21 protein-coding genes are annotated in these 21,572 nt (G+C 46.4%); 10 read left to right on the forward strand and 11 right to left on the reverse strand.

What is annotated here, in order from left to right:
- Window positions 1-51 precede the first annotated feature (51 nt).
- From alr to CR164_RS02915, 3 genes are read left to right on the forward strand one after another with little or no spacing between them, the layout of a single operon-like run.
- A complete protein-coding gene (gene alr, locus CR164_RS02905) occupies window positions 52-1,206 on the forward strand; it encodes an alanine racemase (RefSeq protein WP_239994446.1) in 1,155 nt (384 codons plus the stop codon).
- Window positions 1,203-1,694 carry a ComEA family DNA-binding protein gene (locus tag CR164_RS02910; RefSeq protein WP_110022429.1) on the forward strand — a complete coding sequence of 164 codons (492 nt, stop codon included), beginning with the start codon at window positions 1,203-1,205 and terminating at the stop codon, window positions 1,692-1,694. Before alr ends, CR164_RS02910 begins: the two co-directional genes overlap by 4 nt.
- Window positions 1,695-1,727: 33 nt before the next feature.
- Window positions 1,728-2,570: a hypothetical protein gene (locus CR164_RS02915; RefSeq protein ID WP_146204129.1), complete on the forward strand. Its 843-nt coding sequence runs from the start codon at window positions 1,728-1,730 to the stop codon at window positions 2,568-2,570.
- On the opposite strand, the gene CR164_RS02920 is transcribed toward CR164_RS02915, so the two are convergent.
- From CR164_RS02920 to CR164_RS02935, 4 genes are all read right to left on the reverse strand, one after another.
- On the reverse strand, window positions 2,565-3,584 hold the full coding sequence (locus CR164_RS02920) for an aspartate-semialdehyde dehydrogenase (RefSeq protein WP_110022431.1): 1,020 nt from the start codon (window positions 3,582-3,584) through the stop codon (window positions 2,565-2,567). The two genes, CR164_RS02915 and CR164_RS02920, sit on opposite strands and share 6 nt — an antisense overlap.
- A 183-nt stretch (window positions 3,585-3,767) precedes the next feature.
- Window positions 3,768-4,808 (reverse strand): tRNA dihydrouridine synthase DusB, encoded by a 1,041-nt coding sequence (gene dusB, locus CR164_RS02925; protein WP_110022432.1) that lies wholly within the window; start codon window positions 4,806-4,808, stop codon window positions 3,768-3,770.
- A gap of 8 nt (window positions 4,809-4,816) precedes the next feature.
- Complete coding sequence (recA, locus tag CR164_RS02930) at window positions 4,817-5,869, reverse strand: recombinase RecA (RefSeq protein WP_110022433.1); 1,053 nt, start codon at window positions 5,867-5,869, stop codon at window positions 4,817-4,819.
- A 27-nt stretch (window positions 5,870-5,896) separates the two neighbouring features.
- Window positions 5,897-6,892, reverse strand: coding sequence for an NAD-dependent epimerase/dehydratase family protein (locus tag CR164_RS02935; protein WP_110022434.1), 996 nt, complete (start codon window positions 6,890-6,892; stop codon window positions 5,897-5,899).
- Between the two features lie 173 nt (window positions 6,893-7,065).
- Between CR164_RS02935 and CR164_RS02940 the strand changes: the two genes are divergently transcribed.
- Window positions 7,066-8,355 carry a M16 family metallopeptidase gene (locus CR164_RS02940; RefSeq protein ID WP_239994447.1) on the forward strand — a complete coding sequence of 430 codons (1,290 nt, stop codon included), beginning with the start codon at window positions 7,066-7,068 and terminating at the stop codon, window positions 8,353-8,355.
- A 147-nt stretch (window positions 8,356-8,502) separates the two neighbouring features.
- Window positions 8,503-9,786: a trigger factor gene (gene tig, locus CR164_RS02945; protein WP_110022679.1), complete on the forward strand. Its 1,284-nt coding sequence runs from the start codon at window positions 8,503-8,505 to the stop codon at window positions 9,784-9,786.
- Between the two features lie 87 nt (window positions 9,787-9,873).
- On the opposite strand, the gene nadC is transcribed toward tig, so the two are convergent.
- Window positions 9,874-10,752 carry a carboxylating nicotinate-nucleotide diphosphorylase gene (nadC, locus tag CR164_RS02950; RefSeq protein ID WP_110022680.1) on the reverse strand — a complete coding sequence of 293 codons (879 nt, stop codon included), beginning with the start codon at window positions 10,750-10,752 and terminating at the stop codon, window positions 9,874-9,876.
- A gap of 157 nt (window positions 10,753-10,909) precedes the next feature.
- Here nadC and folB point away from each other — a divergent pair, with 157 nt between their 5' ends.
- Both folB and folK read left to right on the forward strand, forming a co-directional pair.
- On the forward strand, window positions 10,910-11,290 hold the full coding sequence (gene folB / locus CR164_RS02955; RefSeq protein WP_110022435.1) for a dihydroneopterin aldolase: 381 nt from the start codon (window positions 10,910-10,912) through the stop codon (window positions 11,288-11,290).
- Window positions 11,291-11,298: 8 nt separating this feature from the next.
- On the forward strand, window positions 11,299-11,835 hold the full coding sequence (gene folK / locus CR164_RS02960) for a 2-amino-4-hydroxy-6-hydroxymethyldihydropteridine diphosphokinase (protein WP_110022436.1): 537 nt from the start codon (window positions 11,299-11,301) through the stop codon (window positions 11,833-11,835).
- A gap of 74 nt (window positions 11,836-11,909) precedes the next feature.
- Here folK and CR164_RS02965 read toward each other — a convergent pair whose 3' ends face one another.
- From CR164_RS02965 to CR164_RS02985, 5 genes are all read right to left on the reverse strand, one after another.
- The gene (locus tag CR164_RS02965; RefSeq protein ID WP_110022437.1) at window positions 11,910-13,064 is read right to left on the reverse strand and encodes an ArsA family ATPase; all 1,155 of its coding nucleotides are present in this window, start codon (window positions 13,062-13,064) and stop codon (window positions 11,910-11,912) included.
- 39 nt (window positions 13,065-13,103) lie between these two features.
- Window positions 13,104-14,816: a hypothetical protein gene (locus CR164_RS02970; RefSeq protein WP_110022438.1), complete on the reverse strand. Its 1,713-nt coding sequence runs from the start codon at window positions 14,814-14,816 to the stop codon at window positions 13,104-13,106.
- A gap of 363 nt (window positions 14,817-15,179) precedes the next feature.
- Window positions 15,180-15,425 carry a bacteriochlorophyll c-binding family protein gene (locus CR164_RS02975; RefSeq protein ID WP_110022439.1) on the reverse strand — a complete coding sequence of 82 codons (246 nt, stop codon included), beginning with the start codon at window positions 15,423-15,425 and terminating at the stop codon, window positions 15,180-15,182.
- A gap of 133 nt (window positions 15,426-15,558) precedes the next feature.
- The gene (locus CR164_RS02980; RefSeq protein WP_110022440.1) at window positions 15,559-15,969 is read right to left on the reverse strand and encodes a chlorosome protein C; all 411 of its coding nucleotides are present in this window, start codon (window positions 15,967-15,969) and stop codon (window positions 15,559-15,561) included.
- A gap of 117 nt (window positions 15,970-16,086) precedes the next feature.
- A complete protein-coding gene (locus tag CR164_RS02985; protein ID WP_110022441.1) occupies window positions 16,087-17,304 on the reverse strand; it encodes a TRC40/GET3/ArsA family transport-energizing ATPase in 1,218 nt (405 codons plus the stop codon).
- Window positions 17,305-17,518: 214 nt separating this feature from the next.
- Between CR164_RS02985 and CR164_RS02990 the strand changes: the two genes are divergently transcribed.
- The 3 genes from CR164_RS02990 (at window position 17,519) to holA (ending at window position 20,153) form a co-directional block, all read left to right on the forward strand.
- Window positions 17,519-18,316, forward strand: coding sequence for a dihydroorotate dehydrogenase electron transfer subunit (locus CR164_RS02990; RefSeq protein WP_110022442.1), 798 nt, complete (start codon window positions 17,519-17,521; stop codon window positions 18,314-18,316).
- Between the two features lie 146 nt (window positions 18,317-18,462).
- Window positions 18,463-18,936, forward strand: a complete 474-nt coding sequence (locus tag CR164_RS02995; RefSeq protein ID WP_110022681.1) for a single-stranded DNA-binding protein — start codon at window positions 18,463-18,465, stop codon at window positions 18,934-18,936.
- A 170-nt stretch (window positions 18,937-19,106) separates the two neighbouring features.
- Window positions 19,107-20,153: a DNA polymerase III subunit delta gene (holA, locus tag CR164_RS03000; protein ID WP_110022443.1), complete on the forward strand. Its 1,047-nt coding sequence runs from the start codon at window positions 19,107-19,109 to the stop codon at window positions 20,151-20,153.
- A gap of 245 nt (window positions 20,154-20,398) precedes the next feature.
- On the opposite strand, the gene CR164_RS03005 is transcribed toward holA, so the two are convergent.
- Window positions 20,399-21,394: an NAD-dependent epimerase/dehydratase family protein gene (locus tag CR164_RS03005; protein WP_110022444.1), complete on the reverse strand. Its 996-nt coding sequence runs from the start codon at window positions 21,392-21,394 to the stop codon at window positions 20,399-20,401.
- Window positions 21,395-21,572: the final 178 nt, after the last annotated feature.

Below are 21,572 nucleotides of genomic sequence, written 5' to 3' on the forward strand. Positions count from 1 at the left end.
GGCTGAATTCTCTATGCACGGCAAACCTGTCCACTCACACCGAATACTCCATTGACAACGGATACAACAGCCACTCCCTGCACAAGCACTCTCCCCGAAGAGCACCTTGCTGCAGCAATGATTTCTTCGAACAACCTCATACATAACTTTCGAAAGATACAGGAGCGAATCACAGATACATGCCGCATTATGGGCATCGTCAAGGCAAATGCGTATGGACACGGTGCCCTGCATATATCGAAAACCCTTGAAAGTCTCGGTGTCAGTGATTTCGGGGTAGCAAACATTACAGAAGCCGTGCACCTCAGAAAACAGAGCGCAGTTTCCCGGAACGCTGCGATCCTTGCATTCTGCTCACCCCTTCCATCTCACCTTCCCCTCTATCTGCAGCATGATATCACAGCAACCATCTGTGATTTTGACACGCTACGTACGGCTGAATCCATAGCATCATCATATAACATGCCGCTGAAGGTTCATGTAAAAATCGATACCGGAATGGGCAGGCTGGGCATACCACCTGAAGCTGCCTGCAACCTTCTTCAAGCCGTAGAACAGACCCCCCACCTTCAGCTCACGGGAGCCTATACACACTTTGCCCAAAGCACAAAAACAGACGATTTTGCCGATCGGCAAATTAGGACATTTACAGAAGTCTGCTCGGAATTCGAGCACCATGCAAAAAGAAACCTTTGCAAACATGCGGCAAACAGCGGAGCCTTACTCTGCCGTAAAGATGCCTGCCTTGATATGGTAAGGCCCGGGATAATGCTATACGGCTACCCCCCCGACGAGAGCGTACAAAACATGATCGATCTGAAACCGGCAATGGAGTTACGCGCCAAAGTGATTTTCATAAAAGATGTGGAAACCGGAACAACCATCAGCTACAACCGTCAGTGGACCGCTCCGTCCCGATGCAAAATAGCCACTATTTCTGCAGGTTATGCAGACGGCTATCAGAGAACGTTGTCGAACAGAGCCAAAGTTTTCATTCGAGGGAATCCCTGTTCACAGGTTGGCACGATCACCATGGATCAAACGATGGTCGATCTTGGAAAAAACAGCAACGTTCGTGTGGGTGACGATGCTGTGCTTTTTGGATGGAACGGCTTGTCTGCTGCAGATCTTGCAAAAATTGCAGGAACAATCAGCTATGAAATCCTCTGCGCTGTTTCTTCAAGGGTCAAGAGGGTTTTTATATGAACTTTCGGGATAAAATAGCCGTCATGCTCAGCATGACCCGAACGGAGGTAGCCGTTGTATCTTTATTGCTGCTGTCTTTTGTTCTCGGTATTATTGTCAACGGCAGCCGCTCATTTCAAAAAGCCGCCCTGTTCGAGGCAAAAGAACAGACCCCGTATTTCACCGATGCCAAAGTGGACAGCCTTCTGAGAGAAGCGATGCTCTTTGAAAAAAGCCTGGCGGAAAAAGGCTTACAGGCCGACCATATCGGTTTATCGCAGAAAATGTCATCAGCTGATGCTGCCGACTCGGGAAAAATTGTATTTTCAGGCGCGACAGTCGAGGAACTCAGCTCGATTCCTGGCATAAGCAGTGTTCTTGCAAGCAGACTGATCACATTTAGAAAATCAAAACAGGAAAGAGTTGAAAGATTTCAGGATTTTTTGGAAGTTAAAGGCATAGGCAAGAGAAGAATGGAAACCTTGAAACAGCACCTCATCCTCGATTAAATGAATATGAACTGCCATGCATGCGCAATTGATGTGAATTCAACTGCAATCGCAAGCGTCACCTATGATGAAGATGGTGGTTATTCGATCAGGGAATGCAAAACAATACGTACGGGAACCTCGGCATACAACGGTACAGGCGGAGATAAAGCGTTAGGCAAGCTTGCATCGTTTCTCAGAAAAAAACAGATTGAAACCGTAGTTCTTTCCATTCATACACCTTGTTTTTTCCCGCTCGACACAGTTTTTCCCAAAAACATTTCCGATACAACTTTCGACTCTCATTGCAGAGCCGAAGCCGGCTTTCTGTTGAGCAAACCGGGGGAATACATGCATGACAACATCCCGTACACGCTCAACCTGCAACAGCAGCCTGTCCGCAAACACCTGGTATTTTATTACCCAGACGCTCTTTTCGGCATAGTGCGTCACAGGCTGAGAGCGTTCTGTTCAATCAGTAACGCAACACTCTACCTCAAACCGATAATCCGAAGTGTTGCAGCAACGTTTCAACCGTTTGTCCTTCTGGAAATCGAACATGAATATGCGACGTTTTCTGCCGGCAGTAACGGTGAACTCGAACATTTCAGCTATTGGCGGCTCAATCATCAAAACGATGCGGAATATTTTGTATTGCGGGAACTGATGACAAACCCGCAATACAAGCAACGTCCGATCTATATTACCGGAAATCTCGCCCTCGACAAGCCTCTTGCCGAACAAATATCAGATGCAGCAGGAACAACGCTTTCCCCTCTGAACCTTGTCAACCTGTACGCCATGGAGAACAACGTTCGCTCCTCCTGCAGCTTACCGATAGAGCTGAAAGCGCTGAGCGCAGCGTTCATCAACCTTTACGATAAAAAAACGTCATAACCTTCCAACAAGTTTTTCTGCGATCTGAACAGCATTTGTCGCTGCACCCTTACGCAAATTGTCGGCTACGATCCACATGTTCAGCGTATTGGGATGCCAGAAATCCCGTCGTATCCGGCCCACAAAAACCTCGTCCTTTTCATAGGAAGAGAGCGGCATGGGATACACATTTGCCGAAGGGTCGTCCTGAACAACGATCCCAGGAGCACCCGAAAGCAGTCCCTTGAGCTCCTCGATATCGAAATCGTTATCAAATTCGATATTGAGGGCCTCTCCGTGCCCGCCGTATACCGGAATACGAACGGTTGTCGGCGAAACGCTCAGAGACTCGTCGCCCATGATTTTACGCGTCTCGTTGACCATCTTCATCTCTTCTTTGGTATAACCGTTCTCCTGAAACACATCGATATGCGGCACGGCATTGAAAGCGATCTGATGAACATGAACAAATGATTCGGGTATCCTGCCTGCCAACTCCTCCTCGAGAGCGTCACGCCCAATTTTCCCCTTGCCGGTTACAGACTGATAGGTTGAAACAACCACTCGCCGGATACGGAACTTATCATGAAGCGGTTTGAGAACCACCACCATCTGAATGGTCGAACAGTTAGGGTTTGCAATAATCTTACAGGGACTCCCGTCCAACCCGAAAATCGCCTCGGAATTGACTTCAGGTACAACAAGCGGCACATGGGGGTCCATGCGAAATGCAGAAGAATTATCGATAACAATCGCACCTGAATCCGCTGCAACCGCCGCCCACTGCCGACTTGCTCCGGCTCCGGCTGAAAATAACGCGATATCCGCCCGGCTGAAAGCTTCAGAAGTCGGTACCTCGGTAAGAAACGTCTTCCCCCTGAATTTTATTTCCCTGCCCAGGCTCCGCTCGGAAGCCAGAGGGATAATTTCCCGCACCGGAAAATCACGCTCATCAAGCACATCCAGCATGGTTCTGCCCACAAGCCCGGTTACCCCCAGAATCGCCACACTGTATGCTTTTTCTTTACTACTCATTATGCTCTGTCTATAATTGTGTGATTAGTAAACGTGTCAAACTCTCCAACGAGTTAAAAGACGAATGACATCCTTTTCTTTTATAGTCCTTGTGAAACCCCTACAGGATTTACAAAAATTTCTCTGTTATTCTCTTTTACATTTCCCGCCATCAAGCTACCGAACCTGTTTTTCTTCTTTCCCTCACTTCAGGACCAGCCGTTTCGAATGATCATTAAGATACTCCGCGTACTCCCGTATTTTTCCCTCTTTCGCATACCGCTCACAATCGGTTTCGTAATCCCTGAGTATCTCGATCACATGTTGCCAGTTATTCTCTCGTACAAGTCGGTCTCTTACACGTGAAACCTTCGGTAACCCCTTCAGATATGTAGCGTAATGCCTCCTCATCTCAAGCGTTCCGTATTTTTCCCCCTTGCATTCGACAGAAAGCCGAAGATGCTCGATAGCCACAGCTATCCTGTCGCTGAAACCGGGAAATGTCACCACGGAACCACCCTGCAGAAGTTCCTTGACCTGCTTGAAAATAAAAGGATTACCGATAGATCCACGACCGATCATGATACCGTCAGCACCCGTATGATTGAACATGGCGAGAGCATCCCGGGCCGACCAGATATCACCGTTGGCGATAACCGGAATCCTTGCATGCTCTTTCACTCTGGCAATCCAGTCCCAATCCGCAGTTCCCTTGTACATCTCGCTTCTTGTACGGCCATGAACCGCTATCGCCCCGATGCCTGCGTCCTCGAGCCTTGGAATGATATCCAGAATATTGATCGATTCCCTGTCCCAGCCAATCCGGGTTTTCACCGTCACGGGAATCGATACGGCTTTCACCACCGATGCAGCGATGCGGGCCATTTTTTCAGGCTCCCTGAGTAAAGCTGCGCCAGCACCTTTGCCGGCAACCTTTTTCGCAGGGCACCCGAAATTGATGTCAAGATAATCCGGAGCGTACGATGCTGCAATAACAGCCGCTTCAGCCATAGCTTCCTCGGAGTTCCCGAAAATCTGAATGACCGCAGGGCGTTCGTAATCCTCAAACAGCATCTTCTGTACGGATTTCTCGACCCCTCTCCGAAGCGCTTCCGCACTGATAAATTCAGTATAGACAACGTCGGCTCCGAACCTTTTGCAGATTTTTCTGAAAGACCTGTCCGTAACGTCTTCCATAGGAGCGAGAATAACCGGACGCTCTATGTGCAGCTTGCCTATTCTCATCTCTTCAGTTAAGCTTCACCATTTCCTGTTCCGGTGAAAGGCTGCATAATCTCTCTTACCTGCTGCTGGATTTTCCCGGTCAGATCGGCATCCTCGCGCAAAGCTCTTTTTACGGCTTCCCTGCCCTGGCCAAGCTTTTCCGACTCATAACTGAACCAGGCTCCTGACTTTTTAACGATACCGAATTCAACAGCCAGATCTATCAACTCTCCTAACATGGATATCCCCTCTCCGTACAGAATATCAAATTCGACCGTTTTAAAAGGTGGGGCAACTTTGTTTTTGACCACTTTTACCTTGGTACGGTTACCGATAATTTCCGCACCGTCCTTGATCTGTGCAGTTTTGCGTATTTCGAGACGAACCGATGAATAAAACTTGAGTGCTTTTCCACCAGTCGTGGTCTCGGGGTTGCCATACACCACCCCTATCTTGTCACGAAGCTGGTTGATAAAAATAACGACCGAGCTGGACTTCGAGATAGCGCCCGTCAGCTTTCTCAATGCCTGGCTCATCAAACGGGCCTGCAATCCCATAACACTATCTCCCATTTCTCCCTCGAGCTCCGCCTGTGGAACAAGCGCCGCAACGGAATCAACAACCACGATATCGACCGCACCGCTTCGCACCAGCGTTTCAACAATTGAAAGAGCTTGCTCACCTGATTCCGGCTGACTGATCAAAAGAGCGCTGATATCAACCCCGAGCTTTTTCGCATAGGTCTGGTCAAAAGCGTGTTCAGCATCGACAATAGCGGCAATACCACCGTTTTTCTGGGCTTCCGCAATCGCATGAAGTGCAAGCGTGGTTTTTCCGGAGGATTCCGGTCCATATATTTCCGTAACCCTTCCCCTGGGAAATCCACCGACTCCCAGTGCAAAATCCAGAGCGATCGAGCCGGTGGAAACCACCTGTACAGGCATTACGGCCCCCTTGTCGCCCAGACGCATAATAGCACCTTTACCAAACTGCTTTTCAAGCGTCTCCATGGCAATACTCAACTGCTTGAGTTTTGCCGGATCCGTCTCTTTTTTTGCCTGTACTGTTTTTTTTGCTTCCATTGGTATAATCTTCGCTTTCAAAAAATTTCAACCGACAATTGATTGCACTATATCTCTTACCGGACGGTATGACATCCCGAGCTTACCGACAGACTTTCTGTTCGAATAATACAGCTTTCGCCTGGCAAGCTGCATACTTTCGAAACTGATGTAAGGCCTTCTCCCCGTCAACAGGGCAAACAGCTCACCTCCCCCCCCAACAATTCCATAGAGAGACTCAACAGCAGAAACAGCGAATCTCATATTGCTTCCGGGCAGCTCACGGATCATGGCGAACAGCTCTCCGTATGACCGGTTTTCAGATACAATGATATACCGTTCGCCTCTTTTTCCTTTGCTCCAAACCTCGAGATGAGCCCGGGCTACATCCCAAATATCAACGAGACTGATACCACCGGAAGGATATAGCGGGATCCTGCCCTGATAAATACGCTTCAAAGCTTTCGAAGCGCTGTTGGTAAAAGCAGGAAAACCTTCGCTTCGGCCTATGACAACCCCGGGGTTTACCATGACGACATCCAGCCCCTCTGCAATGCCACGCTCTCCCTCCATCTCCGCAAGGCGCTTCGACTTCATGTAAGCAATCCGATGCTGCCAATCACTGAACGCTGTCTCTTCATCGGCCGGTTCACCACCATCCTTCACTCCCAATGCGGCAACGGAGCTGGTCAATACAAGGCGATTCACGCCTTTCTGCAGGCAGGCATTGACCACATTGGCAGTCCCGGTAACATTGGTATCATGAAGTTCACGGCGGTAGTTTTTTGAATAAGCCACAAGCCCTGCACAGTGAAACACCGCTTCTGCAGAGAGAAACGGTTCGTGCAGTGACACTGGATTCAATATATCTCCCCGTACAATTTCTACAGGCAGACCCGACAGAACGGAAATATCCGAACTCGGCCTCACCAAAGCTCTGATATGCAACGTATCGCCACAGAGCTTCTGCAGAGCATATACCACCTGCGACCCGATATAGCCCGTTGCACCGGTAACCAATACAATACGTTTCTCCGTATCCAATATCCCAGTTATTACAACTTATTCACATCCAAATAGTTTCTGTTCTTAAAAATAAGAAGAAAAATTACATTGCATTCAAATCAAGCAACATGGAACCGTTTTATATTGTTTTATAGTGATAACAAATCCATCGGGCCCCCTCACTGGAAAGACACCGACGAACAACCTGGAACATGACAATAAGACTCATGCAGATGCGCGATAACACACAACTACTATCAAACGGTCCGTTCGTCGAAAACCGCCTTTCCAACGGCTTACATGTCTCGAGCAACCATGTCCCTTATGTAAACAGTATAGCAGTGGGTATATGGACCAATGCAGGGTCACGGGAAGATCCTGCAAGCATGAGTGGACTGGCCCATTTCCTCGAACATGCTGTATTTAAAGGCACACATTCAAGAGATTACATAACCATTGCCCGATGCATCGAACAGGTTGGAGGATATATCGACGCCTATACGACAAAGGAAAATACCTGCCTTTACATCCGCTGTCTTAAAGAACACGGTGCACTTGCCTTTGATCTTTTAGCCGACCTCGTCTGTAACCCTGTTTTTCCCGAAGACGAAATCGAAAAGGAAAAAGAGGTGGTTATCGAAGAGATTCACGGTATTAACGACTCACCGGAAGAACTCATTTTCGATCAGTTTGACGACCTCGCATTTCCCAAACACTCCCTGGGTCCATCGATTCTCGGTACGGAACAATCAGTCGCAAACATAACGACAGAGGCACTGCGAGCGTTCATGCGCCGACATTATACTGCGAAAAACATGCTCATCACTGTCGTTGGCAATATGCCTCATGATGAGGTTATGCTGCATTCCGAAAAAAGTTTCTCCGGTATGTATACCAGCAGGCAACCTCTTTCATGCGTCAGAACCTTCAGTGAAAAAGATTACAACACTTTTTTCACCCGCCAGAAAAAACCACTCTTTCAAACCCACGTACTCCATGGCAGAGCCGTACCGCGCAACGACCGCTTTTTCTACGGCCTTCTCCTGCTCAACACCATACTCAGCGGAGGTATGAGCTCCATGCTCAATCTCGAACTGAGAGAAAAAAATGCGCTTGCATACAATGCTTTCTCCTCGCTCACTTTTTTCGAGGATACAACATTGTTGAACATCTATGCCGGTACCGATCCAGAAAATACCGGTCAGACGCTGAGAATCATACAAGGAATATTGAAAGCCGAAACTCTTTCAGAGGTGTCCGGAAAAGAACTTTCAGCAGCAAAAAACAAGCTCAGAGGTGAGCTTGTCATGGAAATGGAAAAAATGACGCATAAAATGTCAAAAGCGGCAAGAGATATTTTTTACTTTGGCAACACCATCGAACTTGAAGAAAAACTCGCGGGAATAGAGAAAGTCACCAGTGAAGATCTGGGGCAAGCTGCCGAATATTTGCAAATGGACACCGATGCCTCAACTCTGATCTATGAGTCGGATGCAGGATAAGCCGACAGATGATTGGTAACGGGAAGTGGGCGATAGATGAAAAGTCAGGAATTAATCGTATATTCATAACATTTATAGGGACCTCTAAGAATTACCTGTTCTTTGAGGTGCCTTTTGTTTTTGTATAAACTTTCAGAGAATACCGCATTGCAAAAAAATATCACTAACGTCAGCGACACCGAACAGAAGCTTGAAATAATACTTTCAGCTGAGGAATTCACTCCCGAAATAGATCATGAAATAGACAAAGCAAGAAAGAACATTGAAATCAAAGGGTTCAGGAAAGGTCATGTTCCTGTAGCCATGATAAAAAAAGTTATGGGGCCGGCCATTGAAGCATCAGTGACTGAAAAACTTGCCTCCAAGTACTTTGTCGAAATATCCGAAGCTGAAAATATCAGGCCGGCAAGCCGGGCTGAACTTCAGGATTATTCATTCGACAAAGACAAGCTTATCATCACCCTTTCCTACCAGATTCATCCCGATTTTGAAGTCAAGGATTACAGCAGCTACTCGTTTGTCCAGGACATATATACCGTCAGTGATGAAGATGTCGAAAGAGAGATAAACCTTATACTCAAAGGGCACGGAACTCTTGTTCCGGTTGAAGGGCCTTGTGAAGCAAAAGACACTATTATTGCCGACCTGGAAAAAATGGATGCCTCGGGAAATGTTTTGGAAGACCAGAAAACCGAAAACTATCATTTCAACCTGGAATATCTTCCTGATGACAACCCGTTCCATATTGCACTGCTCGGAAAAAAAGCAGGTGAAACGGTAAGCGTCGATATCAAACCCGAGAAAGAAGGTGAAGAAGCATACCGGTACGAAGTCGCGATAAAAGAGGTAAAGCGGTTGGAGCTCCCTGAACTGAACGATGAATTGGTCAAAGAAATCACTAAGCAAAAATTCGAGTCGACCGATGATTTTCGTGAAGATGTCAGAGGTCAGCTCGAAGAACACTTCAGCAACAAATCCGAGCAGGATCTTCTTGAGTCTATCTCGACAAAGTTCATTGAAGAAAATCCCGTTCCAACCCCGTCAGCGATGGTGGACTCATTCGAAAACATGTTGCTTGAAAATGCTAAACGACAGATGGGAGGCAACCTTCCTCCGAGCATGGATGAAAGCGAGTTTCGGGTATCGATCCGTCCGAATGCAGAAAAACATGCCCGCTGGATGTTGATCAGTCAGAAAATTGCCGAGCTGAACAAGCTCGAGGTTACCGATGACGATATAAAGGCTTATGCAGAAAAAGAAGCACAGAAAAACCCCGAACTCAAGACAGACGACTTAGTAAACACCTATCTGTCAACCGAGTTCAGAGACTATATCACCGACACTATTCTTAAAGACAAGATTTATGGAATCATCAAGTCTTCGGTGACCATAAACGGTGAAAGTAAGCCGCTCCCACAGCACGACGAATAAGCAATTATCATCAATGGGTCCTATATGCAACGTATAATCATATAGGGCCTATAACGTTTTAAAATCCTTCCTGCATCCGCTTCAGTATCACGTAAACCGGACGGCCATCGACAAATCCAGAGCCGTAACACTGTGGGTTAACTCACCTACCGAGATATAATCGACACCCGTTTCTGCAATTTGAACCACATTATGCAACCCAACATTGCCGGAAGCCTCAAGCTGGATCGAAGGCGCCTGCTTTCTAGCGAATGAAACCGCCGTAAAAAGCTCATCAAGCGAAAAATTATCGAGCAGGATAATATCAGGCTCAGCCCCGATAGCCTCTTGCAACTCAGCAGTCGACCGTACCTCGGCCTCTATTTCCATGGCTGTTCCATTTGTCGAAAGGTAACGCTTGGCACGCTCTATAGCCTGAACAACCCCACCTGCAGCGTCGATATGGTTATCTTTGATAAGCACAAGATCAAACAGTCCGAATCGATGATTCTGTCCTCCTCCTATCTTCACAGCTTCCTTGTCAAAATACCGCAACCCTGGAGCTGTTTTTCTGGTATCGAGAATTTTAGCATCCGTATGCAAAATCTTTTCAACGAACAAACGGGTTCGTGTTGCAATTCCGGACATTCGCTGCATAAAGTTAAGTGCCGTTCTTTCCGCAACAAGCAGTGAGGCAACCGTTCCTTCAACTTCAAGAACAAGGTCACCTTCAACAAGTTTTGCACCGTCACCGACAACCCGTCTGATGTTTACTTGCGGATCGATGCTTCGGAACACTTGCTCTGCAACAGCTATCCCGGCAACAACCCCCGGAGCTTTGGCTCTGATGACACCATGCCCGATCAGCCCTGGCTCGATGGTTGCCAGTGTTGTCACATCACCGTCATATCGATCTTCTTCAAGTGCCTGCATGATGGCCCTCGATTTGCACAGATCGAAAAAATCGTTAAAGTCCCTTTCTTTCATCATATTGTTTTGCTGGTCAAGACGGCAGATATAGCCCGACATTTACAATCGTATACCGGTACCAAAGAGGTACATTCCCGGTAACCTCATCCTGTTGAAAGTATTGTTTTGCCGGCATTTTCTTAATACGTAACATTATTTAAAAAATTTACACGCTATGAAAAATGATTCCTCGGCTACATGTGTTAAACTCGTTAATCTGACTTTTTATGCCCATCATGGAGTATACAAGGAAGAACATTTCGTTGGTTCAAAATATGAGGTGGATGCCGAGATGTATTTTAATTTCAGTCAAGCTGCTCAACGCGATGATATAACCAGCACAATAGACTACCGGATAGTTTACGAAAAGATCAAAAGTGTACTGACACAAAAAAAATTTTTTCTTATCGAAGCCGTGGCCTACACCATAGCAATGGGATTTTTGGATGACTTCCCGCTTTTGGACCGTGTCACCATAAAAGTCAGGAAACGCAATCCACCGATCGGAGGAGTCTGCGACTACGCCGAAGCAGCTTACACTGCCAAAAAATCCTGACCGATATCATGGAGCAAATCCAGGAAAAACACACTGCCTTTATCGGTGTAGGGTCCAACATCGGAGATCGTGCAGCAAATCTTCAACGTGCCCTCGACATGCTTGAGGAACTCCCCCAAACATCGATTGGAAAAATATCCAGGATTTACCATTCGGAACCATTTGGTTCAATTGAGCAGGAATGGTTCTACAATGCTGTTTTTCAACTGCTTACAACACTCTCTCCCCATGCACTTCTCTTTTTCTGCAAAAAAATAGAGTCGCACATGGGACGACCTGCCGAACATCTGAAATGGGGACCTCGAATAATCGATCTTGACATATTGCTATACGACGATGCCGCATACGACCGTGAAACACTCACTATTCCTCACCCCGAAATCTCCAACAGAAAGTTCGTTCTCCTTCCTTTGCTCGATATCGACAACCCTCTACATCCTGTATTTGGAAAAACAATGGCAGAACTGCTCGAAGCATGCCCTGACAATTCGACCATCGAACCTTGCGGCCATATGCTTCAGAAGCATCATGGCAGCACACGGTAGCTTCGGTTCGGGAAACAACAAAGGCTCCGAAAACGGAGCCTTTGCCAAGCCTATCCCCCACTCAGGAAGAAATGTTAATTTGCAAAGGTAATGTTAAGGTGCCCTTCCTCGAAATCAGCCCCCTCTGTTTTCCTGCCGACAAGGATATTCGGCAACACAATGCTTTTCCTGAAATTGTTGATATCAACAAGCAGTTCATCTCCCTTGATATTGACGTTGAGCTTTGTGATCTCAACATTGGGCATATGCAACCGCAGGACATACTTACCATCGATTTTTTCAAGCAACTGGGTTTTGTCGTTCTTATACAACACCTCCGAAGGGTTATGCCCGTTGAAAATCTCCTGACTCAATGCATACAGCTGCTCTGTTTTGATAACCTCACGAGCGACCTGCGATGCCTTGAATATAGGAATTGGATAAAAGCAATCGTCAATAACCTTCAAGTACTTCTGCTGCAGAGCGATAAGACTCGATAGGTAGTCATCCGATGAATTTTTGGGAAGAATCTTATTGACAACAACGGCATCAAGTTTATACCCGAAAAGGCTGAGATAAGTCTGCACACGAAGCGCTTCCTTGATAACCATGTTTTCCGGGTTGACAACGACCCTGAAGGTAGTAATGCTTGTATCCTGAAGCATACCATGCAATTCTTTCATATGCTCATTGACTTCCGGCATAAGCTTGAAAATATTTTTCTTGGGCATGAACCGGTTGAGCAATGGGGCCGCAAAACCGATGGCCTTCGAATGCCAACCACCGATTTTTTCGGAATACCAACCGTAGGATTCCGGCATCCCGAGCAGCCGCATGGTTTCACCGGTCGGTGCAGCATCGACAACGACTGCATCGTAGTTACCTGACTTGGCAGCTTTCCAGATATATCGCAGACTGATCATTTCCTCCATACCAGGAACAATGGCCAGCTCTTCGGCAACAACCTCATTTGCACCGTCGTTCATCAAAATCGAAGAAAAGTAGGAATAGAGTTCGGTCCAGTTCGAACGTATCTCTTCAAGCACATTGACCTCCATTGCAAAGAGGTTTTGCTCCACTTCAACGGGCTTGGGAGAAAGCTCGACACCAAGTGCATCAGCAAGGCTGTGGGCGACATCGGTACTCATAATAAGTACTTTCTGACCACTACGCGCAATTGCCGTTGCAGTAGCTGCTGACACTGTCGTTTTTCCAACGCCGCCTTTACCCAGATAAAGAATAATTCTCATGTTTTGTACTGAAAAACTGTTGTGTGGATGAAATCTTGATTATTTAGATTTGTTAAGAGGCCCTTGAGACTTTGAATTTGCAGTAGGCTTTTTTTGCGTAGCACATAGTGCATCGGGCTCTGTACAATCCTTATCATGCTCTGATTCCATTGTTCTGTATACTTTCGACTGGCTCTTCTCACACTCATTATCCGTAACCGACTCACTCTGAACAGAAATTTTTCTCCGCTTCGCATCTGCTTCTTCTCCGACATCCAAAATACCTGAAGCTGGTACGTCTCCAAGTTCACCAACAGTTTTTAACGCTTCCTTCAGTTGCTCTTCAACCGATGGTGAAACATCTCTTTCCTCTGTTTTGACTTTTATCTTCCTGGACCGAACCGTCTTTTCTCCTTGACCATCTGTCGAAGGAGCACCTGCCTTGTGAGATGCATCTGTATCAACCGTGGCCTCCTGTTCATTCGTCGCTACTGTAACTTTTTTCCGCTGAATGCTCTCCTCCGGCTTATTTTCACTCGAATCAGAAAAATCAGAGGGCAAACCGGTCTCCATATCATGCAATACCTGATCAAGTGACGCATTGGAATCCCCGGCCATCTCACTATCAGCTTGTATTTTTACTTTCTTGCGGCGAATCGGTTCACTTGTTTCATCCGGAACCGGGAGACCCTCGCCTGGCTCTTCAGAACGAGCAGTACCGCTTGCCGAATGACCGGAAGAATGCTGTGCTGAACCTTTTTTACCCATAGGTCCAAAACTGGTGGTCATTTTAAGCATTTTTCCGACAGAGCCAAGAATACCATCATTTTTGACAGCCGTTTGGATAGCATTCATGACAAATTTCTCTGCTTTCGGATTATCGGCGATATTGGATATCAATTCATTGATTGCAGAAAGCATCGTGGCAACATCATTAGGAACATGCTGAAGATCCTTCATCACTTGATCTCGCAACTTGAACGGAGCCTCACCGATGGTCTCCTTCAAATTACCGGCAATTCTCTTCAACGCTTCAGGATCTGTCGGCAGCATACCTTCAAGCTCCTTCGGAATACCTGGAGGCATCGACCCTCTCGACCCGCCGGACGGCCGTCCGGCGGATGGCATCCCTTCAGCCGATGGAGCAGTTCGTCCCTCCGGGGTATACCCGATCGAGGCTTTATACTGTTCAAGCAAGTCCTGGCCGTAACCTATTTGACTGTTTTTTTCCGACCCTTGTACTTGATCTGCCGGTGGCGAAAACGCAAGAGGAGCCGGAGGACAGATATTCACTGCCGACGTAAGTATCTTTTCGGCTATCTCATCAGGAAGCTCTTCTCTGAAATTGTTGCCAAGGGAACTTTCGATAGTGGATTCGATAATCGTATGCAGGGCGATAATCTTTTCCGATTCCGCTCTTTCAACCATGTCGAATATCACATAGACAGGCTCTTTTCCCTCTCTTCTAATTCTAAGATTGAGGGTGGCGAAATCGTTGTCTTTGTTCCTGCAGTTTATCGATACCGCCCCCAAGGTAAATCTATCGAGATAATCCTTGTTCGCCCCCCTTGCCCAGAGATACACGGCCTTGTCGGAATATATCAGGTAGTCCTGAAAGGCAATATTCCCTACTCTTTCTTGATGTGATTCATAAAAGACCCCATCAAAAAATGCTATTGGACGTTCTCCGGGATTTAACAGTTTCTTTTGAAAAAATTCAGTGACATCGCCCAATTCTGTATGCCCCGATACATACGTAAAAATAGAAGTCATCTAAAGTCCTGTCCTTTTCACTATTTCAAATGTTTAAAATATGAAAACAAATGGAAATTATATAATAATACGAATACGGCATACAACGGCTCCCATCCCAAACGACCCGAATTGCTTCCGGGCACTGTCTTTCATCGAGAGAGCAAAATGCAGATAAACTCCAAGCAGTAGAAACAGACTTAAGATGCGGCAAGCAGGCTGACTCAAAAAAGAGGTTAATTATCGTGGAACAACAATAAAATGACTGTACAGCAGACGCTCAATTAACGAAGCCTTGTCACCGCAAATACAGATTCAAACAAAAAAGGCAGTGGTTAGCACAACGCTATCACTGCCCTCTAAGCTTGCATGTTTGTTGTATGCTTACTTGGCGAATTTGGACTCAATCGCTTTGGTTGGCACAGCAAAACCGGAAACTTCAGGCGAAGAACCGCGAAGGCTTGCACCGCCACCGCCCAGATTACCATAAGCATTACGATTGATTCTCATGGTACCTTTACCCAAAGAATCAAACAACATACCGACAGTTTCCCAGTGCCCTTCAACCATCACTTCAAAAATACGACCGGCTGCGGCTAGGATATCGGTAAATACGCCTCCTCCACTCATAATTCCTCCTTTTGGAATTTAATTATTGGAAATTTACCAAGTAAACGGAAATAGAAACTTTGAACCAATTTACGTTAAAATAGAAAAAAACACAAACAAAATCACGGTTACCGGGTAGTGGAGCCGTGTGTGCTTACTTTCTACCACTTATAGAGTTTTTAACACCTTTAACAGTTTCGGATGCAGACATTCCGGCATCACCTACTGCTGTTGCAGCGTTTTCAGTAACATTTTCAACATTTTTCACTGCATCAGAATACAGATCACCTGCTGTTTTGGAAACATCTTTTACCGTAATGGCCACCCTGTCAATGGTATCCCCAACAACACCACTTGTACTGCCAAGTACTCGCCCAATTCCGGTTGCATCCACCAGTGATCCAACAGTTCCAGTCACCGTTTCAACAACATTACCGAGAAGCTCAAGCCCGCCGACGATCGCACTCTGTCCGGTCAGCAAAGTTCCTTCTGCAAGAAATGTCATACGATCCGGCAATTCGAGATTTTTAAAATCTTTACGAAGATTTTGATACGATTCACCCATAATATTACTCTCCTCAGGGGACCGGTCCGGTCTCACCGTTTATTAGTTGTTGATATTAAGCCAAGAAAATGTAAAAAAAAACCAGTACCAGCCAACCATCGCCGTATAAAGCAACGATCAGACTTTATTAAACTCTTTTTCCCTGTGATGCTGCCCCTGAGTGTTGAGGTCAAAAGGAATATGCAGCCACTTGTTCTTGAAAACAGCATCGCCAGGATCAAGCCCTGTAAGACTTATCGGCAGCGTAATAATTTTTCTCTGGTTCCCGATCTGAACAAAAAGCTCATCACCCGTAACCCATACATCAATATCTACGGGATTAGCAAACATAAGCTTCAACTGAACCTCATAAATATCACCGTGCCGTTCAAATTTGATAGGAGGCTCGTTGAACATAAGCTGGGCAGGATCAGAGTCGCCATATATATCTTTCGCAAAAGTTTCAAGAGCCTTGAGTCCAACAATTTCCTGGTCGTACATCTTGAGTTTCTTAACCGGCAAGGGGTTGAACCCTCCTTCAATTTCTCCCAGATATTTCTGTTGAATGCCTTTCCACTTTTCGAGATAACCGCTGTCTTCCTGTGCATCAAGCAACTTGTTGACCAACACCATATCCACATTGAAGCCATACAAGTTCAAATATGTCAAGGCACGCATAGTCTCTTTGATGGACATTCTTTCAGCATTCATGACAAGCCGGACCGTCGAATTATCATTGTTGGTAAGAATCTCCCGGATATCTTCAAGCTCATCAAAAACCTGATCCACTGATTCTATTGCGTCCTCAGGCGGAATATAGTAGGCAATCTTATCCGACATCTTGGAAAGAGGCTTGCTGAGCGGCTTCATAATATATTTATTAACATTCTTCACAGCCTTCATTCCCCAGGAAAGAGTATCAGGCAGTGAAAGAAGACGCAATGTTTCGCCTGTAGGCGCCGTATCCAGAACAAGTGCATCGTATAAACCGGCAGCCTTGTAACGCTTGATTCTCAAAAGGGAAAAAAGCTCCTCCATGCCAGGAAGAATCGTCATTTCGTCAGCAACAACGCCAGAGACCCCTTGCGCCGCAAATACTCGAGTGTAATATTTCTGAACAGCCTGCCAATTCTGCTTGAGATCAACATACGGGTTTACCTCGATTGCATGCAGGTTTTCCTTTATCTTGGTAGGTTCAGGCCCTAAAGCTATATTAAAAGAGTCCGAAAGACTGTGAGCCGGATCTGTAGACAGTACCAGTGTCCGGTAACCAGATTCCGACAAACGCACAGCAGTTGCAGCAGAAACGCTTGTTTTTCCGACTCCGCCTTTACCCGTAAATGTTAAGATACGCATGAACCAAGCATTGGAATTTATTGGACAATCAGAGGATACTAAGATATAACTATTCCATCATTCTACAAAAGGTGAAAAAAATAATACATTCTACCGAATGTTGTGTATAATACCTCGCTCATTTGACTAGCTCTGGCATTTTTCTGTTTACTCCTTCTTTTACCCATAAAACGGCCTGGCAGCCCTTTTCTAACACGGTTTCGAGAGTACGAATATGCACGCAAATTCAGCCATTACAGACAATACAGTCACCATTGTTTCCAACGAATGCATAGGACCAGATGTTTCACTCATTGCTTTCCGGTGTCCGGAAATAGCAATGCATGCAAAACCAGGTAACTTCGTCAACATTAAAATCAATCCGCAAAACGAGCCGCTCCTGAGAAGGCCTTTTTCCATTCACAATATCGAGGAGGACAGGGTTGAAATCATGGCAAAATCCGTCGGCTGCGGAACAAACCTTCTCAGCCGCACACCGGCCGGATCAACGCTGCAGGTGCTGGGGCCATTGGGAAATTCTTTCACTATCGATACCCCCGATTATGATACAGCCCTTTTGGTATCCGGAGGCATCGGAACCGCACCGATGAGGTTTCTTGAAAAAGTTCTTCTTACAAGAGGGAAAAAAGTCCATCATATTATCGGCGGACAATCGGGTCGAGACATCCAGAAAAGGGGGCTAACCAACTATCATATAGCAACGATGGACGGGTCTCATGGATATAGGGGCACGGCTATCGATCTTCTTCGCCAGAAATATGCTTCGTTTTCCGGCTCCGGCCCCATTAAAGTTTTTTCCTGCGGCCCAAACCCTATGTTGAAAGCACTCGCTGCATTCTGCCAAGACCATGCACTCCCTTGCGAAGCATCTCTCGAATCAATCATGGGCTGCGGTATAGGAATTTGCTATGGATGCACGGTAGAACTCAAAAACATTTTCGACAATGAAACATCTACGATATTGCTATGCCAGGAAGGCCCGGTCATCGAAGCCGAAAGGCTTCTGTTCTGACCTCTGAACCTGATTGTTATACTTACACAAATGCAAAACAATCTTCCCTGACATGTAACTTGATGCAACCACTCCTGTCCTGCCGGGAGAAAAGCGAAAGCGGACAGCATGTTATTTTCCCAACACTTAAGATACCTATACCGATTATGGCACGTGGACTCAATAAAGCAATGCTCATAGGGCACCTCGGCAACGACCCTGAAATGCGGGTAACCGCCTCGGGGCAATCTGTTGTTAATTTTACCGTCGCAACCAACGAAAGTTTCAGAGACAACAATGGCAACATGCAGGAAAGAACCGAATGGCACCGCATTGTTGCCTGGGGAAAACTGGCTGAAATTTGCAACCAGTACCTGAAAAAAGGCCGACAGGTTTACGTTGAAGGCAGACTACAGACCAGAAGCTGGGATGACAACAAAACCGGAGAAAAAAAATACACAACGGAGATCATCTGTTCCGACATGCAAATGCTCGGATCAGGAAGAGATCAGGGCGGACAGGGTTACGACAGCAACCCGTCGTTCCAGCAGCCCACTGCACAGAAAAACAGCTTCAGAGATGATACCCCTGACCAAGGCGGAGGTTTATCCGAAACGGAAAAGGATGATCTGCCGTTTTGAACATTTTGCGATCAATGACACATAACGAAAGACAAGCGGCAAGCACTCGATGAAATCAAGACACTCTGCGATTACCCCCATAGGTTCTTATGAGGAGATCTATGGGGTCTGTTCATAGACCTTAGCCTGACCTTGTTTTTCACTGCACGAAAAAACGACCGGTACCGGTAATGAAAAAACTTCAGAAAGAAATTACATCGGGTAATACCTCCCCGGTTTACTTTTTCCACGGCCCTGAAAGCTTTCTCAAAGAAGAACTGACGGATCTGATCAAAAAAAAAGCGTTTCCATCTGAAGAAGAAGCAGCCTTGAACACCACTGTTCTTTACGGCCAGGATCTTACCCTGGGTGAAATCGTATCCAGAGCGTCCGAGTTTCCCATGTTCACCTCCCGGAAGCTGATGATCGTCAAGCAGTTCGGGAAGTACAAAAAACAGGGAGCACAAAACAAACAGAAACAGCACCTCGAACAGTTTATCCGTTATACCCAAAATCCGGTCGACGCGACGATACTCGTCCTCGATGCGGACCAAATCGACAAGAAAGAGATACAGAAAGCTCCTTTCAAGGATTTACTGCCGTTCCGGCATGACTTTCCTCTGATTAAAAATCCCGATATTTTCGCTACCGAACGAGCCGCTCAGCAGGGCTGGGAATTCGATCCTGAAGCTCTCAAAGCGTTCAGCACCTACATACATCCTGCCGCGCGTGAAATAGCCAGGGAAACCGAGAAGCTCATCATGTATGCCTCCTCGCGGAGCGACGAAAAACGCATCACAAGTTCCGATGTCTATGAATGCGTAGGTATATCAAAGCAGTACAATGTTTTCGAACTCGAAAAAGCCCTTGCAGCCAAAAACCTGAGACTGTGTAGCGGAATTTCCCTGATGATCATGGAAAGAGAAGGGCAGAAAGAAGGACTTATGAGCATCGTGCGCTACCTTACAACATTCTACATCAGGATATGGAAACTCCATTCACCCGGATCCCGAAATCTGCCGCTGTCCGAGACGGCGAAAATGCTTGGCATGTTCGGCAAGCAGGAATACTTCGCAAAAAATTTCCTGCAATACGCAACAAGATTCTCTCTAAGCGATACTGAACGTGCGATACAAGCATTACAGCAGACCGATGCCGCGCTGAAAGGGCTCGAAGCTTACCCGGACGAAAAGTATCTCCTCCTCCGTTTGATGCAGCAGCTTTTAAGTCAAAAGTAAAAGGTCACAGAGGGGACGGCAAAAGGTAAAAGGAAGAAGGCAAAGCTGTCTCAACAGTGAAAATTCATGGTTATCAATTCCATTCCTCAATCACAAGAAAAAGTCATGCCGCACTCGATGCGGCATCCATAGTGACTATCAGTAAAAGATGGATCCCCGGGTCGAGCCCGAGGATGACTGAAAATAAAGAATTCACTACCTTCCTGAAACAACCTCTTTGTCTCTCTCTCCCTTTTGCCTTTAATTCATATCCACCCTTGCTCCTTGTACCATGCGATAGTACTGCGCATCCCCTCTTCCAGAGACACCGATGCCGTAAACCCGAGCCGGCTTTCGGCTTTTTCAGGCGAGCAAACCCAATAATCCTGCACCATTTCGTTTACCTTGTCCGAATTCAAAAAACCCGGTCGCCCGGTGATCGTGCTTACCGAACCTGCTATATAACCGAAAAATTTCATCAACAGCTTCGGCAACGAAATCTTCCGAAACTTCTTTATTTCCAGTTCCTTGGCTGCAGCAACAGATAATTCATCCCATGAATACCCTTGCTGCGATGTGATAAAATAGGACTCCCCAGCCCCTGCAGGAGATTCGGCAGCCATGACAATACCGCGAACAAGATCGTTCACATGCACAAGGCTTAAGCGCTGCACGCCGATATCACCGGCAGCAAACACCACCCCCTTTTTAAGCAGAAGCAAAAACTGCAGCACATCCTTGTCGCCCGGACCGTATACCGCCGGTGGTCTGACAATGGTTACTGGCAGGATATCTTTATAGGAACGACAAACTTTTTCCGCCTCGAGCTTGCTCTTCCCGTAAGCACTAACCGGTTTCGGCACATCTTTTTCTCTTATTCCCGGCTCAGGATTGTCCGCCGGACCTGCTGCCGCGAGTGAAGAGACCAGCAAAAAGCGGTGCAGGCCGGGATTCGCTTCTTTGACCGCTTCCAGAAGAGCCTTTACCGGCAGAACATTACCATCATAGAAGCCTTTTTCATGTATCGACTTTGTCACACCGGCAAGATGAATAATAATATCCATGTCCTGCACAGCTTCACGGAGCGAAGCCGGATCGTCATAACGACCCTTTCGGACATTCACTCGTAACGAAGCAGCTTTGACAGGATCGCTTTCCGGTCTCAACAGCACACTGACGTTATCATTTCTGTTTTTCAGGTAATCGACAAGAACCGCTCCAATAAACCCTGTAGCGCCGGTAATCAGAATATTCAGCCCCATGAAGTCTGTATAGTGTTTGATGAAAGAAGAGTATAATTACCCCGGAACTTTCGCCTTTTCGGGCTTCCCCGAAGATGCTCTTGTCTCAAAAAAGAAGATACTGCTTCAAAAAAAAAGCAAAATTTTTAATACATTCATCTTTTAACTTGTGGTGCGAAGATTTCATATTCGTTTTGAG

This window comes from Prosthecochloris marina, from assembly GCF_003182595.1.
GTDB lineage: Bacteria > Bacteroidota > Chlorobiia > Chlorobiales > Chlorobiaceae > Prosthecochloris > Prosthecochloris marina.

What these genes read in the sequence shown, in the direction of transcription:
- nadC (WP_110022680.1), bottom strand. Translation starts at nt 10,752, where the DNA reads ATGAAAGAAAGGGACTTTAACGATTTTTTCGATCTGTGCAAATCGAGG.
- CR164_RS02910 (WP_110022429.1), top strand. Translation starts at nt 1,203, where the DNA reads ATGAACTTTCGGGATAAAATAGCCGTCATGCTCAGCATGACCCGAACG.
- CR164_RS02975 (WP_110022439.1), bottom strand. Translation starts at nt 15,425, where the DNA reads ATGAGTGGAGGAGGCGTATTTACCGATATCCTAGCCGCAGCCGGTCGT.
- CR164_RS02970 (WP_110022438.1), bottom strand. Translation starts at nt 14,816, where the DNA reads ATGACTTCTATTTTTACGTATGTATCGGGGCATACAGAATTGGGCGAT.
- CR164_RS02920 (WP_110022431.1), bottom strand. Translation starts at nt 3,584, where the DNA reads ATGAGTAGTAAAGAAAAAGCATACAGTGTGGCGATTCTGGGGGTAACC.
- CR164_RS02985 (WP_110022441.1), bottom strand. Translation starts at nt 17,304, where the DNA reads ATGCGTATCTTAACATTTACGGGTAAAGGCGGAGTCGGAAAAACAAGC.
- recA (WP_110022433.1), bottom strand. Translation starts at nt 5,869, where the DNA reads ATGGAAGCAAAAAAAACAGTACAGGCAAAAAAAGAGACGGATCCGGCA.
- folB (WP_110022435.1), top strand. Translation starts at nt 10,910, where the DNA reads ATGAAAAATGATTCCTCGGCTACATGTGTTAAACTCGTTAATCTGACT.
- CR164_RS03005 (WP_110022444.1), bottom strand. Translation starts at nt 21,394, where the DNA reads ATGGGGCTGAATATTCTGATTACCGGCGCTACAGGGTTTATTGGAGCG.
- CR164_RS02990 (WP_110022442.1), top strand. Translation starts at nt 17,519, where the DNA reads ATGCACGCAAATTCAGCCATTACAGACAATACAGTCACCATTGTTTCC.
- CR164_RS02995 (WP_110022681.1), top strand. Translation starts at nt 18,463, where the DNA reads ATGGCACGTGGACTCAATAAAGCAATGCTCATAGGGCACCTCGGCAAC.
- CR164_RS02940 (WP_239994447.1), top strand. Translation starts at nt 7,066, where the DNA reads ATGACAATAAGACTCATGCAGATGCGCGATAACACACAACTACTATCA.
- dusB (WP_110022432.1), bottom strand. Translation starts at nt 4,808, where the DNA reads ATGAGAATAGGCAAGCTGCACATAGAGCGTCCGGTTATTCTCGCTCCT.
- folK (WP_110022436.1), top strand. Translation starts at nt 11,299, where the DNA reads ATGGAGCAAATCCAGGAAAAACACACTGCCTTTATCGGTGTAGGGTCC.
- CR164_RS02980 (WP_110022440.1), bottom strand. Translation starts at nt 15,969, where the DNA reads ATGGGTGAATCGTATCAAAATCTTCGTAAAGATTTTAAAAATCTCGAA.
- holA (WP_110022443.1), top strand. Translation starts at nt 19,107, where the DNA reads ATGAAAAAACTTCAGAAAGAAATTACATCGGGTAATACCTCCCCGGTT.
- CR164_RS02965 (WP_110022437.1), bottom strand. Translation starts at nt 13,064, where the DNA reads ATGAGAATTATTCTTTATCTGGGTAAAGGCGGCGTTGGAAAAACGACA.